The organism is Microbulbifer variabilis (assembly GCF_056232115.1).
In genome coordinates, this window is sequence record NZ_CP174325.1 from 4,458,159 (window position 1) to 4,472,559 (window position 14,401).

Here is a 14,401-nt window from a genome sequence, read left to right on the forward strand (position 1 = left end):
AAGAGCATGAAGAAATCATCAGACAGCTATTCACTTGCAATTAAGCAACCAAACCCCCTGAAATTTTACAAGCTTCATCATTAAGCCTTAGTTTATATTTTTACATTATCAAATCACCCTTCTTTCATATAAAAATAAAAGGCTTCCTACGTTTTTACGAAACTTATTAATACTGGATCACTAGATTTTTAATTTCCGTCATGCTTTTCTTCGAATTACAGGACCAGCCGAAAAATTGGAGAGTATGTTTTTCAAAACAATGCAGGGATGTGGAAGGGAAGTGTCAGCTAGCTCTTCATATCGATTACATCTATTGCCCGTCTAAAGCTTTGGCGTAAACAAAATTCATCGTAAATGTAACACTAATGTAATATATAAGTACTGGACATCTAAACCCTCATCCATATCATCAACAGATGTCACTTTTGTCAAAAAAGTACAGTTGAGTAAACTTTATTCTCAGTTTTTTAGTACTTATTTCTTATAGATAGACAATAGAACTACCATCTAAGCTGACTTCAGTCACCTTGTTTTTACCTAGAATCCGTTTGAGCAGTAAGGAATCCCCAAGGATAAAATGCTGTCGAGGTGACCTTATTCACCCACTCGGAATCACCATATCCGCAATAGAAATATGAACGGCTAGGCGATTCAATAGCAAAAGTCTCTCTAACCCTCGGGCAAGTCCCACTTAACAGACTTGGTCGCACCAATAACCTCTATGCCTTTTTCACCCATATAGTTTTTAAGGTCTATGCTAAGAGGGAATTTTTTCACCTTCTTTGAAGGAACACCACCTGAAAGAACTCCTATTACTTCTATTTCATAATAATCAGGTTTTACTACGTATATACGCGGTTCTAGGGACGGTATTATATCAGGGTCGTTTTTCCCCCATACAGTTAGTACGTAATCCCCTGAATGACCTTTGATAACTTTAAATTTAGTGAAATCAAGTAATTTGTGTTCCTCAGATTTATTCCCTGACTGAGTGATAGACTGACTAGCTTTACCAGATTTTTCAGGCCAAATATCCTCACCACCTCTTGTCAGCACCATAAGTACCTCCCAAATATGAATGATTCTGGCTCAATCTTAGGGGGCAAGTCTTAACTATGTGCTAATGCCCCCAAATATATGCCTCGCTTTTAGCCTAGACCAATCAAGCAAAAACCTGCCACAGAAGATAAATTTACACCAATATCGCAACGGTATGACTAAATTAACACCTTCATCCACATTCAGGCGCTCGCTATGGTGCTACTTCATCTACTTTTTCGGAATTGCACCTTGGGCATTTTATTGTCTTTCATTTCTTCCTGCTTGATGCATAACGTCCGCTACAGTCGGGCCAAATGCGAAGCGGTATTTGTGTTATTGTTTGAGCGCGGCGAGTAACGCAAAAAGTGCGTAGTGTTTGGCCTCGGCTGCAAGCATTTGTTAGGTACCGTTCTGCACGATGCATCCACAGCCTTCGACTTCAACACCATATAATTCACCAATGCAAGTCATAAAGCCTGATACGCAAAGCAGGATGTTTTGAGTTACAGGCATATCTATTAGTACTTGCACCAAGTATTGCTGTTCTTCATCAATAACATTCGCTGTCCCATACTGAAAATCACCCAGAAAACCCGCTACAGTGTCTGCTTTTTCTTTGCTGTCGCACTTGAAGGTGAAATCTACTTCTCTGAACTTGCTAAAGTCATCACCATCGGAATCTAAGCGGCGAAGAACATCAGTATCCGCTTCTGTAGCTTCCATTAATTTAGAAATTACTGACATATTTCGTAGGTTACCTAACGTTAAGTTTTGGTGCGCGCGTTAGCGCGTCCCAGCCGAAGGCGACAACGCCGCCCTTTTATGCGCTTCACTCTTGATTGAAAACATTTTTATCGTACCAAGCCTCAGAGTGAACTTCTGTTTCTGCTGTTAATAAAAATTTCTTTACTGCTTCAATTGACAGCTGAATAAGTTGGCCCCCGGATGAAATCTCAACGTATTTCTCTTCGGTTTCCTTATCGGCATAAACTTTGAACAAAGGATAATCGACCCTCTTATCAATAGAGGCATTACCAGTTTCAATATAAAGCTCCATGGTCATGCCAAAATCTGAAGCAACTTGGGTCTTTACTTCATCATCTTTAATTCGCTTCATATTTTTGGTGCTTTTGACACATAACGCTAACAGCAAGCGTACCTTTTTTCTGGCATCGCCTTACCTGTTTTTGTTATGTGATTTACTCATGTGTAACAGAAAAAATTGAGCTTGTTTCCATCCGGGTCACGAAAGTAGGCCGCATAGAAGTTTTTTCCCCTTGGCCCTGGATCTCCTTCATTAGTAGCACCCAGCTCTAGTGCTTTTGCATGCAAGATGTCAATTGCTTCTGGGTTTTCAGCCGATAATGCAACCATTATTCCATTACCAACTGTAGCTTCATTTTTGTCAAATGGCTTTGTAACGGTGAACAACGTGCTCCCTTCTCCAAACCCCCAAGCAGTCAGTTCATCTGTCTGGAATGCCCTGGCTGCTCCTATACCACTAAGCAGATCATCGTAAAAATCTGTAGCACGTTCTAAATTGTTTGTTCCAATTGTTAAATAACCAATCATATTTATCCTTTGATGAAATTTGTGATAGACACATAGCACTTTTAGCACCTGCGCCGTAGGCGTGATCTTGCCCCGATAAAACGGACACACTACTTTTCATGCTGCTATTCGCTCATATTCTATTGGTGATTGATAGCCTAGAGATAAATGCAGCCGCTTACGGTTGTAAAAATCATTAATATATCGAGCCAGAGCATACTTTAAATGGCTCATTGTCTGGAAGCTAGTTTCTCTAATCAGTTCAGTTTTTAAGCTATGGAAGAACGACTCCATATGAGCATTATCCGTACATTTACCCACTCTACTCAAGCTATGCTGGATTCCATATCTTCTCAACTCTTTTTGATACTCGGACCCTCTGTATTCTACACTTCTGTCCGTGTGTAATATTAATTCCGGTTGTGATCCTCTTTTCCTTATAGCATTAATCAGGGTTTTTCGGGTTAATTCTGTTGTTCTCTTCGTATCTAAACTCCAACCGATTACTCGGCGAGAATACAAATCCATCACCACTGACAAGTACTGCCATTGACCCTTAACCTTAAGGTAAGTTATGTCAGCAACCCAAACTTGATTCTTGCTTTTAGGCACAGCTCCTTCCGGTCTAAGATTCTCCCCAGAGGCTAGGAAACGCTTTATGCCTGGTACCCTACGTGTCACTCTCGTAACTCTGGCTACGACTCCTAATTCCTGCATTAGACGGGCTACGCGCTTACGGCTAACTTCATAGCCCTTGGTCTGCAGGGCTTTCCAAAATCTTGGACTACCATAGCGCCCTGCAGAGTCATCCGAAATCTTTTGAATCTGAATCTTTAGATCATCATCTTGGTGTTTTCGGTGCGATCGCAACCTCTTCAGCCAATCATAATAGCCACTGCGCGATACTCCTAGCCACTGACAAGTTCTTTTGATACCTAGTTCTGATCCGAACCTCTGGATAAATTGATATCTTGCTGATGTTCCTCCGCAAGAAACCGTTGCCACATTTTTAGCAAATCAAGCTCCTGCTTTAATTTACGATTCTCCGCCTCTAAACGCTTTACCCTAAAAAATTCCTTTTCTGTTCTAGAGACTACATCAGTAAGCTTTCTTCGTTTATCTGCCACAATCTTCCCTTCCTGAAACGCATTTCGTCATCGTGACAGCATGAAAGGGTGAATGGGTGAATGGGTGAATGGGTGAATGGGTGAATGGGTGAATGGGTGAATGGGTGAATGGGTGAATGGGTGAATGGGTGAATGGGTGAATGGGTGAATGGGTGAATGGGTGAATGGGTGAATGGGTGAATGGGTGAATGGGTGAATGGGTGAATGGGTGAATGGGTGAATGGGTGAATGGGTGAATGGGTGAATGGGTGAATGGGTGAATGGGTGAATGTCGAGAGTTTCAGCCACTTCCTTAACTTGAATGCCCTCTATCAAGCTAAGCATTACCGCTTTCACTTTGAATTCGTTTGAATACTGCCAAGTCTTTCTAGGTTTTTTGTATTTTAGCATAAGACACCTCGTCTGTTTGACTTTTGTGTCCGTTAAAATGGGGTAAGATCAGGGTGTCTACTAAACGTGGGTAAGTCTTACCCCTAACGCCGCAAGCAAAGGCGCACGAAGTGCGTCCAGCCCGCAGGGCGATTTTGCCTTGCCTTGTTAGAAGTTGTTACTTGCATTGAATTGGTTTTAGAACCTCTTCGCCATATAGTACTTCATATTTTCCAGGTTTATCTGTATCAACCACCTCTATGAGCGGTTCTGCCATATACAGACAAAATTGATGCTTGTTATCTATGAATACGGGCAATTTTTCTGGATTTTCAAATTTAGCGAAACCGCCACTCACCAATGGTTTTAGCTGAGCAGCATCAAACCCAACTGACAATTTGCTTTTAGTATTATTCTTTATTGCTAGATCAATAATCGACGGGAAACATTACCCGCCCCTGATGCTCATCTAGGGCTTCGTTGGCAGACTGATACAAGTCAGGAAGCTTATACTCCACGATGAGCATTGGGTAGAGAATATATGCTTCGGTTTTTAGATTTGGAAATACCGACTCTCGCTCTAAGGCCTTAACTAAAGAGTTGATTGCATTTTTGATTTGACCTTTAGCGATATATACAGTCGCCATATCACAGTAAGCCCGAGCATGATCGAAGTCATCTTTTAGCTGGAAGTATTGTTCTAGTAGTGAAAGTGCAACATCAGGCTCTGTGCTGGCAATGGTACAAGCCTGGACCTGCAAATACTGTTCTTTTCGGCGAGCACGCTTAAGCTTCTCGGAGAACATGCTTTCAATTTCTTCTCTCCACTCTTCGTTCCTATACCAATCTTCATTACTCACTCGGTACTTCCTTTACTCATAACGCCCCGCTAAAGGGCCGAAGTGAAGACGAACGTTTTTGGGTAGCCTAGCGTTAACCCAAAAACGAGCGCCGAAACGGAGGTTCAAGCCGCAACGCGGCTGAACTTTAAGTGGCTTGTTATGCATATATATGAATGAATTCCCTTACACACAAATAAAAGCTTACTAAAAACACAATAAGAACCACTAGGCTAAACCTGGCAACGTTAATTTCTACTGCTGAATTACCAATTTTGGTAGGTAAGAATATAGCTTTAGCGAAAGCAGAAAAAAATACGGATATCGAACCTGAGCTATGCGTGGTTCTTGTATTCGATTTATTTAAAGATATTTTCAGTAAATAACCAAGTCCACCGAGCCAGATAACTGAGGCTATAGAACTAACAACAAAATAGAAAATCAACATTCTTCCCCAAAAGATGCATAATGCCCGGCTAAAAGGCGCGCCGATAGGCGCGTCCAGCAGAACGAAGTGGAGCGGTTTTTGAATCGCTTGTTATGAATTTCTACTACCATTGGCCTCTTCTGCCTGATCGGCAGGGCATTTTATTTCTGTAAGTACGAATGATGGAACCATGTTGCCAACAATCGGAATTACTACTGCACCTAGAGCCGCTTTATTAGGGCTGCCCTTCAAACACGTTGTCTCGTTCGGTTTTAGCTCTATTTCTATCGAAGAAGACGGGCTAGCATCAGCCTTAGCTTGAATGGTATGAACACCTGAATTCATCTTGACTGAACCATGCTGCCCACTCCTCAGCCTGAGGAAATATTTGTCTGATTCGCCAATATACATGCTTATTGCTCCATTCTGAAATGCAGATTCCCGAAATACTTTTAACTCTGATATTTCGGAACCTTCAGTGACCAATTTCAAGTCAGTGGAAAGGCTAGTACAACCCGTTGCGAGAACAGAAATCCCTACCAAAAGTTTCTTCATAAAACACATCTATATTTTCCTCTGTATTCATAACGCCTCAGTATGCGGCGAGCGTAGCGAGTCCGGCGGAAGGCTGCAAGCCTGGAGCGCACATCACTGACTTGTTAGGCATTTTCTGCAATCATTTGGCAAAACACATCTGGATCCCAGGTCTTTTTATCGGAAACTTGGCCGTCACCCAGTTCTACTAACCGTAACACACCATCAGACCTTTGAATTACATCGACTGAGTAAAATGGTGCCGCATGAATTTTTGATATCTCTGAGACCAAATCAGGCACATTTCCATCAGCTGAATATGCCCTTCCATTTAGAACGAAATATCTTTGCTCGGTTTCTGGGAGATACTCCTCAACTCTTCTTAGTGATATACCTCCCTCGATCTCTCCTCTGTGCTCTTTAATAAGACTTACAATCTCTAGCACTTCAGATGGTGAATTAGCTATCGAACCACGCTCGTTATAGTTCGACTTTACAAAGTCCTTAACGAAGAAACGCCCCCAACCTAAATCATCGGCTAATTTCTCTAAATCCTTTTCTGAATCAGAAAAAATGGTTTCTGGTGTTAATTTTTTACAACTCTCATACCAGCAGGGTAAATGGTGTGAGCGAATAAAGCTTTGAGGTGGGGTGAGCATTTTCCCACCTTTACGCTCCACCATTGATGTGAGTTTTTCATAGACGGACGGTTTCATCATCCATCCACGATATAAAATAAGCTCTCCCTTATTTAATTGCGGTTTTGGGCGAAACTCATCAAATTCAACTGAGTCGTAATCAAATAGGGAGCAATCGACTCCCCTAGACTTGAGTGAAAGATACTCATCCCTAAAGGGGCCGTCAGCTTGCTTTTCGTCTAATGGATCAGCCGGAAATATTATTCTCATACTCATTTACTGCCTAACGCTTTTAGCAGAGGCGCAGTTTACTGCGTCCCTTGTCTAAACTTGTTAGGGGCGGTCAGCCAGAACGCTAATGCACCCACGAGGCCGCACACCCCAAGAAATAGAACTCCCTGCGTAAACTGAAGCCAGCCAGCTACTGTGGGCACACCATCTACCATTGTTTGCACACCGTTTACAGAAGCACTTGTTTTTAGCTCTGGATACTTCAGAGGCCAAGTGAAAATTGCCATTGGGATTGCAGCCAAAGAAAAACCAACAACCAAAGTCGACCACCAGCGAACCAACCGAAACTTACGCAAAACAAAATAGGCAGGTAGCCCGAGTAACAACACAAATGCACCAGACACAAAGAAGCAAATCATAGCAAAATTTCCTGTGCGAACCCAGATATATGGATCACCTGCCTCAAATATCTGAAATTGCCCGTACAGATACCATATGACCATCAGTAAGGCAGGAGATGCCGCTGCTGATATGAACGCGAGCAATAGTCTCATAAGTTCCCTAACATCGCACTGCAACGCCTTGTTATGTGATTGCTCAATGTAGTTTCCGAATTACTTCTAGGCACTTAGAGTATTCTTTGCGCTCGAAATGATTGAGCCATAGATCAAATACTCCATTCCCACATTTTTGATCAATGTAGGCTCGAACAGAGCCAACTACTGCCGTTCCAAACCCCTCTTTGTACAGAACCTTACCAACACCCTCACATTCGGTTATAAGTTCACGTAAGGACTCCACTGCCTTTTCACAGGAAAATAGGCCTAACTTTGTATCGGGATCAAAGTCCCCCTTTTTTTCCATCATTTTGGCTACTTTAATCGTATACAAGTCCGAAAGTGCCTTAGGAAATTCAGATTCTATTCCGTAATGGCATAAGAAATCATCACACCAGTGCTCAAAAAATCCATTCCTAATATTTATTGGTATATTTGCCATAACTTGGATTCACATAACGCCGTGATAAGCGGCTTATTTTTTGTTGGTTTGAATGTGTGCTATTAAAGCACACATTTGAAGCGACGAAAAATAGGTCCGTCTTGATCGCCTTGTTATGTGTGCGTTAAATAGGTAATAGATCGTTCAATTGCTCCCGCAATTTATTAGTAATAGCAAGGGCTTCGTTGCGTTTAGCTTCTTCAGACTCCTCACTTTTTATTAGCTTGTTTAGCTTTTCTAAGTATGGATTTAAGTCTATAGGTGGGTTCAGCCCTAATCTTGATTGTGTGGTCTGTAATTCTGACGTCAAGTCAAAGACCGTACACTTTCTATCGAACAGCTTGTCTAAAGAATCAAATAAATTCTCTAATAGCTCTATTTCTATCTCAGTCATATATTCCGAGGTGAGTTCACATAACGCCTCAATAACCGGCCGCGTTGTGGCAAAGCCACGCTTTTAGCGGTCCGGCGCCGAAGGCGCGCAGCTGATTGATTTGTTAAGTGCATTTCCTGCATTGCCTGCAGCGCCTGCGATTTAAATAGATGCCACAACACAACCCCACTCCCATGAGGACCGCTGAACCATATGCGGCGACAATATACGGTGTGGCTTGTTCTTTAATTATTGCCGGGCCAATATGTGGATCATCAAAAGTAGCGAATGAAGCGTAAGTAAAAAAAGCTACCACTAGCGCACCAAAAGCACTTGCCCAGATAAAACGACGAATTACAAGCAATAATACTATTGCACCGACGGCTCCCTGAATCCACATTACTGGAATAGAGGTCATCTTGTCTGATACCTCAGCCAGAGCTGGCAGCGGGAATAAGGACAATAGTGGCACGATGTATTTCATAGTGTGAACACTTAACGCCTCAATAATGGGCCGGAGCACGCAGTGCGAAGGTCCAGCCCCGAAGGGGCGACATTGATTGACTTGTTATGTGTTGGATACATTAACTACTTTACGACCTCACACTCTTTACTGTCATGCATGAACTTACCGCCACTATCTAAGCACTTATCTATTTTTAACTGAAGCATGATGGCCGGCACGACCACAGCAAGTACGAGCAGAAGAAGAACAATTGAAACGGGTATAAACCAACTTTTCATACGACCTATTAAAAATCCATATTTCTGTTGAATATCCAAGCTTGTGCTAACGGTGACACTGGTCTTGCCCACAAAAAGTAGACACTCTAACTATGCGTATTTTCGCTCATACTCTGCTGGACTTACATAGCCCAATGCAGAGTGCTTACGAACCCTATTGTAGAAAATCTCAATGTACTCAAACACCTCAAATTTTGCTTGCTCTTCGCCTTCGAATGTTCCGGCATAGACCAGCTCGACTTTTAGCCTGCTAAAGAATGATTCCATTGCCGCATTATCCCAACAGTTAGCCTGGCGACTCATACTCGGCTTGCACTTGCTTTCGGACAAGAGATCCTGGTATTTCTGCGATCGATATTGCACACCCCTGTCAGAGTGAACTATTAGTCCAGGCTTTATTTGTCGTCGCTCTAGAGCCATTTTCAATGCTCGACGTGTCAATTCATCGGTCATCTGGGAGTCGAATGCCCAACCTACAATACGTCGAGAATACAGATCCATAACTACCGCGAGGTACAACCACCGCTCCAGAACCCAGATATATGTAATGTCACTTGTCCAGCGGCAATTTGGTCGATTCACATCAAAGCAACGCTTAAGTAAGTTGGCGGAGACATTAATGCTCCCCTCTACGGGCTGACTATATCGAAAGCCTTTGCCGTTTCTCGCTTTAATATGCTCCTGATGCATAAGCTTAGCGACGTAGTTCCGTGAACACGGCTCACCTAACTCTCGAAGCTCGTAAGCGATTCTAGGCGCTCCATAACGACCTTTAAACGCAGTAAACGTCTCTCGGATTTTATCGATTGTTCGTATCTTTCTAATCGTGCGAGGAGGTGGCAACCGCCCTCGCCATCGATAATAACCCGATCTTGAGACTTCTAAACACCGACACATCAAGCTAACCGGGAATGACCCTACATGCTCTTGTATCAGTGCGTACTTTACTCTTGGTGGTTCGCAAAGTACGCAGCTGCCTTTTTTAGAAATTCAACCTCCTGACGTGCTTCATGCAGTTCCTTCTTGAGCTTGCGAACTTCAGCGCTTTCCTGTTTGGAATAGTTGACGCCGTCTAAACTATTGAACTGCTTATCAGGCAGTCGATTAAATTGACGACGCCAGTTGTAGATCTGCTGTGCGCTGACGCCTAGCCCTCGTGCCACGGAGGCCGTTGTTGCCCCAGGCTTTTCCGCTCTCTTAACTGCTTCTCTACGGAACTCCTCCGTATACGCCTGAGTTCTTTTCTTACCCATGATACACCTCCGTGTTAGGCCTAAACCTAACTATACAGGGTGTCTACCAAACGTGGGCAAGTCTTACACATAACGCCCACAGTTGCGGCTGGATTGGAGCGTAACGGACAACCAGTCCGACAACCTGCGCTTGTTACGCAAACACTCTGTACAATAAAACTGGTGCCGCTACAACTGAGCAGAACAAAATACCTGAAACAAATAACCAAAAGAGCACCGGCTCTTTGTTCTTATCGAGTTTATCTGTATAAGAAAGCAGCTCAATCTTCCCTCTTTCAATACCATTTAAGCAGTATGAGATCATGAATATCGCTCCAACGAAGAATAAGTAGTTAGCTGCTCGTTCTGTACTGTTCGGAATTTCGGTGATCCCGCCGATAATGAAACCAACCGGGAACAATGCTAGACAAATGTACTTCACCTTCCTGTGTATATTTTGAAAATTCATATAGTTGCATAACGCCCCGCACAGGGGCCGACAAATAAGCGCAGCGTTTTGGCGGTCCCAGCGACCGATGGGAGCAGTTGCTGCGGCTTGTTATGTGAACGCGCAATATACATTTACCGCTCACTCTCAATCTTTTTCACTTGCTTTTTGTAGCTGCGCCTTTCCCGCTCAGAGTTTTTATATGAGTACTTTTTCCCAAGCTCTTGAGTGTCGGGATCATTCTCGTTCAGCATACGATGCATCTCACGAGCCGACTTTCCGCCATAAACTCCTTTTACGGTTTTATGGATACTTCTACTCATATTCGATGGTTCCTAGTACACATAACGCTTTTAGCAGCGGCCGAGCGCAGCGAGGTCCAGCCCCAGCGTCTTTTTGCTGGGGCGATGCTGGCTAAACTTGTTAGAAGTGTGCACGTCTCTGCTCCTTGTTCGGATTGTGAGAGACGCAATAACTAATGGCAGATGCCGTAAACTGCTTGCCCAAGTCTGATGTAAGCTTTGCAGAAATACTGCACTGCATCAAATGCTGCCCCCAAAAGCTGTAGGATCGTTTCGGATCAGTGGAGAATGTGAACTCAATAGACACACTTTGAAGCCAGCTAGTTTTGCCACCCATGCGTTTTACCATTTCAGATAAGTATGCCAAATAGGCTTGAGCGAATGGGAGCAAATTAGAATTATTACATTCGACTACATCTTGTGACGCTCGAAGGGACAATTTGTCTGCTTCCATTTGCCGAGCGATGGTTAAGAGCTGGCCTAGTGACCAATAACCTTCATAGTCATTGTTGCGGCTTGCTAAACGCTTAGCAAAACCTTTCGCGATGCTTTTGAATTCCTTTCGTCGCACTTTTTACTCTCTTACTTCTAACGCCCGCAACAGGGGCGACCAATGCTATGCACATTTTGTGCGAAACTGGGAGCGTAGCGACCCGCACAAAATGTGCATAGCGTTGGGCGTCCCGCGGAGGCCCGAAGGGCCGGGGCATCCTGCATGCATTTGTTATGAATTTAGCACGCCACTTCACGAATCTCTTCAATTGCAGGTAACCCAGAAAAAATGCCGACTAGCCCAGACACATAGGTAGTCTTACCAATACACCCTTCCATCTCGGAGTGAACGCTGCCATTTCTAATTGCTGTGTCTGAGAATAACAGTAAACTCAATACGTTAGCTGGAGGCTGTGTCTGTAAATTAATATGATCTTTTGATGGGATTAATACTAAAACATTGCCTCTAGGCGGTTTGTACATATAACCGACAACTTGAACATGCTTGCCATAGTAATTTTCAAACATACCGACAACCATAGGCACATCTCCTCGCATAAACCCGCCGGACGGCTTATTACTACAAGCGGTCAGCCCCAAGAGAACTAGTAGCAGTATTGATTTAGTATTTCTCATGAATTCATAATGCCACCGGCAGGGGCAGCTTACCTTGTGCGCGTTTTGCGCGAAAATGGGAGCGAAGCGACCTGCGCAAAAGGTGCACAAGGCAAGCTGTCCCGTGGAGGGCCGCAGGCCCGAAGCAAATTGCCCGGCCTTGTTATGCTAGCGAACCTCGAAAATATAAAGTTTCTTGGGCTTACCTTCTATAGGGACCCAAACCTCTTTGACTCCTTTAAAGTCCAAGACTAAATCTGCTTCTTCCAATATGCTTTGGCCTTGAATGAGCCCATCCCAGTAAACTCCACCACAGGTCCAGTAAAATGGTGCTTCTTTTTCAGGGATATTTACTACTAATTCGCCACTTTTCGGCCTGGTGATACTTAATTCGTGTTCTTTGAATGCAGCCGCGGAAATGAAATTCTTTCCTTCAATACTCATAATTTCAGGAAGTTCTATTTCCCTCACCTCTTGGGACGCACAACCGCCAATGGTAATCAAAATTATTGCGAGAAATATACGATTCATTTCATTCCTACTTGAGCATAACGCCCGCCATCAGCCGCCGCTTTGGAGCGTAGCGAAAAAGCGTTCGGTTGCATGGCGTTGTTATGCGTCACTCTTGATCACCTCGAATCTCACTAAGACGTGCTCGGATTCGCCTCATTAACTCTCCGTGCAGGTCGGTTTTCCGGCGGCTGGGGGCGATATCTTGCTTAGTAAGCACATCGTCAGGCGCTATCCCATGACGCTCAGTTATTTCCGCGAGTAAGCCAACCAGAGCCTCTATTTGAGCTTCAGGGTATTTTGGACCAACAGCTGGGTGGTCTATTGGAAGTTTTAGCCAATTCTTTCCATCCGAGGTCGCAAGGTGAACTAAACCGATGCCGATTGAAATGCTATTAAGATTCTCTTTACCTTTCCAGCTGCTCCTTCCTGCGTGCCAAGCTATATTCTCTTCTTCCACCAACTTCTCAATGGTCCCATCTGTGCCAATAACATAATGATAAGAGGCATTTACGTTAGGTCTTGATAGCGAGGACATTACACTCTCTAAGGTTGCATTTTCAGTGTCTGCTATAACGACATACTCAATGCTGCGAGGAGATGATGGAACGGTGAAGTTCCTCGAGGGAGAAGAGGTGCCAATCTTTACGCTGGGGAGTGACTCAGTATTCAGTTCTTCTTGCGCTTCTTCACTTAGCTTAATTTCGGCGTATCTATTAATATTGTCGATTGCCCATTTGCGCAGATTTACGGTCTCGGGCCTGGGTGGCTCAGTAAGAATCCCCACAGAAATTTCGACGTACTTCGTTTCAAGTTCTTTGCTTTTTACCGACCCTTCAATACCCTTACCAACAATTAGCAACACAATTGGGATGGCGACGCTTGCGATGATCGTCGTGAAGAGCTTCAAAACTTCTACAATCGAAGTGGATCGCTTCTCACCATCAGGAGGCTTCTTCAGAGTTACCACATATTCACGGATCACTCGCTATATCTCCTTGACGCATAACGCCCGGCTTTGGGGCGGCCATGGAGCGGCGAAATGGCCGTCCCAGCGCCATAGGCGCGACAACAGCCGCTTGTTATAAGCTTTTGCCACGGAGCTTCTCCCTTAAGGCCCTGATGCCAACTGGCTTTAGTGAGCAATACTTTGCAAAAACAAACTCAGCAAGAAATGGAGCAGCTAACAATAGGGATCCAAAAACTACTAAGCTTTGAAGTGCCAACCCCATGTAGATTGCAAGGATGGGTATACAGGCCCCGTAAAATGCTATCACCCACTTAGATAAGGATGTGTATTCATACTGGAAGAAGCACTTTTCGCAATGCATTCTACTTGAGAAAGACAGCATTTTTACCTTTACCGCTTTCTCTTTACATTTTGGGCACTTTCTCATCATGACTTATAACGCCCGCAGCTGCGGACGACTTGTAGCGACGAAGGAGCGGAAAGGCGTTCCGACAGCCTGCGTTTGTTAAGCGATTTTACTCGGGTGACCATTCGTACTCCATTGCATTACCAAGTGGAATAAACGATGCGAATCCAGAGATTTCATAGACACCCTCTGTTTCAGCGGATTTAGCAAACACATAAAAAGCACTGTTAGGTATTTGAAATACACGAGAACAACTTGAACTTAGCTTGTTGTTTATTACCACCACTCCTGAAACATTACCTTTGTAGGACTTTATAACCGTGAATGTGGCCACTTGTTTTCGCCCATCTTGGATCATCTCTTCTGAATCGAGACGCCCAAAGAACATCACATCATATTCTTGGAGCATTCTATCAGAGTCCATGGCGGTTCTTTTGAACGGACTCATGATGCATGCGTGGCTGGCAGTAGAGAATGCCAATATTAATATGGTCAGTATGATGTGCTTCATTTTTCGCTTAACGCCCGCAGTAACCGGCAGGCCGCGCGAAGC

General features: G+C 43.9%; 21 protein-coding genes and 1 pseudogene. All 22 read right to left on the reverse strand.

Going from position 1 to position 14,401, the window contains the following annotated elements; genetic code table 11:
- Positions 1–669 precede the first annotated feature (669 nt).
- Entirely contained in the window at positions 670–1,059 is a 390-nt protein-coding gene (locus tag ACJJI7_RS19805) for a hypothetical protein (protein WP_444901418.1), read from the reverse strand.
- A 381-nt stretch (positions 1,060–1,440) separates the two neighbouring features.
- On the reverse strand, positions 1,441–1,785 hold the full coding sequence (locus tag ACJJI7_RS19810) for a ribonuclease E inhibitor RraB (protein WP_444901417.1): 345 nt from the start codon (positions 1,783–1,785) through the stop codon (positions 1,441–1,443).
- 85 nt (positions 1,786–1,870) lie between these two features.
- Positions 1,871–2,158, reverse strand: coding sequence for a hypothetical protein (locus tag ACJJI7_RS19815; protein WP_444901416.1), 288 nt, complete (start codon positions 2,156–2,158; stop codon positions 1,871–1,873).
- 86 nt (positions 2,159–2,244) lie between these two features.
- On the reverse strand, positions 2,245–2,613 hold the full coding sequence (locus ACJJI7_RS19820) for a VOC family protein (protein ID WP_444901415.1): 369 nt from the start codon (positions 2,611–2,613) through the stop codon (positions 2,245–2,247).
- Between the two features lie 96 nt (positions 2,614–2,709).
- Complete coding sequence (locus ACJJI7_RS19825) at positions 2,710–3,597, reverse strand: IS3 family transposase (RefSeq protein WP_444901414.1); 888 nt, start codon at positions 3,595–3,597, stop codon at positions 2,710–2,712.
- Entirely contained in the window at positions 3,528–3,719 is a 192-nt protein-coding gene (locus ACJJI7_RS19830) for a hypothetical protein (protein ID WP_444901413.1), read from the reverse strand. The genes ACJJI7_RS19825 and ACJJI7_RS19830 overlap by 70 nt, the downstream gene beginning before the upstream one ends.
- A 270-nt stretch (positions 3,720–3,989) precedes the next feature.
- Positions 3,990–4,109: pseudogene (locus ACJJI7_RS19835) on the reverse strand (transposase); the annotation flags it as partial.
- 407 nt (positions 4,110–4,516) lie between these two features.
- On the reverse strand, positions 4,517–4,948 hold the full coding sequence (locus tag ACJJI7_RS19840) for a hypothetical protein (protein ID WP_282953239.1): 432 nt from the start codon (positions 4,946–4,948) through the stop codon (positions 4,517–4,519).
- A gap of 517 nt (positions 4,949–5,465) precedes the next feature.
- On the reverse strand, positions 5,466–5,909 hold the full coding sequence (locus tag ACJJI7_RS19845; RefSeq protein ID WP_282953238.1) for a hypothetical protein: 444 nt from the start codon (positions 5,907–5,909) through the stop codon (positions 5,466–5,468).
- Between the two features lie 104 nt (positions 5,910–6,013).
- Positions 6,014–6,802 (reverse strand): ATP-grasp domain-containing protein, encoded by a 789-nt coding sequence (locus ACJJI7_RS19850; protein WP_282953237.1) that lies wholly within the window; start codon positions 6,800–6,802, stop codon positions 6,014–6,016.
- A 32-nt stretch (positions 6,803–6,834) separates the two neighbouring features.
- Complete coding sequence (locus ACJJI7_RS19855; RefSeq protein WP_282953236.1) at positions 6,835–7,311, reverse strand: hypothetical protein; 477 nt, start codon at positions 7,309–7,311, stop codon at positions 6,835–6,837.
- Between the two features lie 43 nt (positions 7,312–7,354).
- The gene (locus tag ACJJI7_RS19860) at positions 7,355–7,756 is read right to left on the reverse strand and encodes a hypothetical protein (RefSeq protein ID WP_444901411.1); all 402 of its coding nucleotides are present in this window, start codon (positions 7,754–7,756) and stop codon (positions 7,355–7,357) included.
- Between the two features lie 124 nt (positions 7,757–7,880).
- A complete protein-coding gene (locus tag ACJJI7_RS19865) occupies positions 7,881–8,150 on the reverse strand; it encodes a hypothetical protein (RefSeq protein WP_282953235.1) in 270 nt (89 codons plus the stop codon).
- Positions 8,151–8,253: 103 nt separating this feature from the next.
- The gene (locus tag ACJJI7_RS19870) at positions 8,254–8,613 is read right to left on the reverse strand and encodes a hypothetical protein (protein WP_282953234.1); all 360 of its coding nucleotides are present in this window, start codon (positions 8,611–8,613) and stop codon (positions 8,254–8,256) included.
- A 350-nt stretch (positions 8,614–8,963) separates the two neighbouring features.
- A complete protein-coding gene (locus ACJJI7_RS19875) occupies positions 8,964–9,863 on the reverse strand; it encodes an IS3 family transposase (protein WP_475717147.1) in 900 nt (299 codons plus the stop codon).
- Positions 9,818–10,126 carry a transposase gene (locus ACJJI7_RS19880; RefSeq protein ID WP_282953233.1) on the reverse strand — a complete coding sequence of 103 codons (309 nt, stop codon included), beginning with the start codon at positions 10,124–10,126 and terminating at the stop codon, positions 9,818–9,820. Before ACJJI7_RS19880 ends, ACJJI7_RS19875 begins: the two co-directional genes overlap by 46 nt.
- Before the next feature lie 561 nt (positions 10,127–10,687).
- Entirely contained in the window at positions 10,688–10,876 is a 189-nt protein-coding gene (locus ACJJI7_RS19885) for a hypothetical protein (protein ID WP_282953231.1), read from the reverse strand.
- Between the two features lie 100 nt (positions 10,877–10,976).
- On the reverse strand, positions 10,977–11,426 hold the full coding sequence (locus tag ACJJI7_RS19890; protein ID WP_282953230.1) for a hypothetical protein: 450 nt from the start codon (positions 11,424–11,426) through the stop codon (positions 10,977–10,979).
- 161 nt (positions 11,427–11,587) lie between these two features.
- Positions 11,588–11,887 (reverse strand): hypothetical protein, encoded by a 300-nt coding sequence (locus ACJJI7_RS19895; protein WP_282953229.1) that lies wholly within the window; start codon positions 11,885–11,887, stop codon positions 11,588–11,590.
- A gap of 243 nt (positions 11,888–12,130) precedes the next feature.
- The gene (locus ACJJI7_RS19900) at positions 12,131–12,493 is read right to left on the reverse strand and encodes a hypothetical protein (protein WP_282953228.1); all 363 of its coding nucleotides are present in this window, start codon (positions 12,491–12,493) and stop codon (positions 12,131–12,133) included.
- A gap of 88 nt (positions 12,494–12,581) precedes the next feature.
- Entirely contained in the window at positions 12,582–13,457 is an 876-nt protein-coding gene (locus ACJJI7_RS19905) for an N-acetylmuramoyl-L-alanine amidase (RefSeq protein ID WP_282953227.1), read from the reverse strand.
- A gap of 500 nt (positions 13,458–13,957) precedes the next feature.
- Entirely contained in the window at positions 13,958–14,359 is a 402-nt protein-coding gene (locus ACJJI7_RS19910) for a hypothetical protein (protein ID WP_020411217.1), read from the reverse strand.
- Between the last annotated feature and the right edge of the window lie 42 nt (positions 14,360–14,401).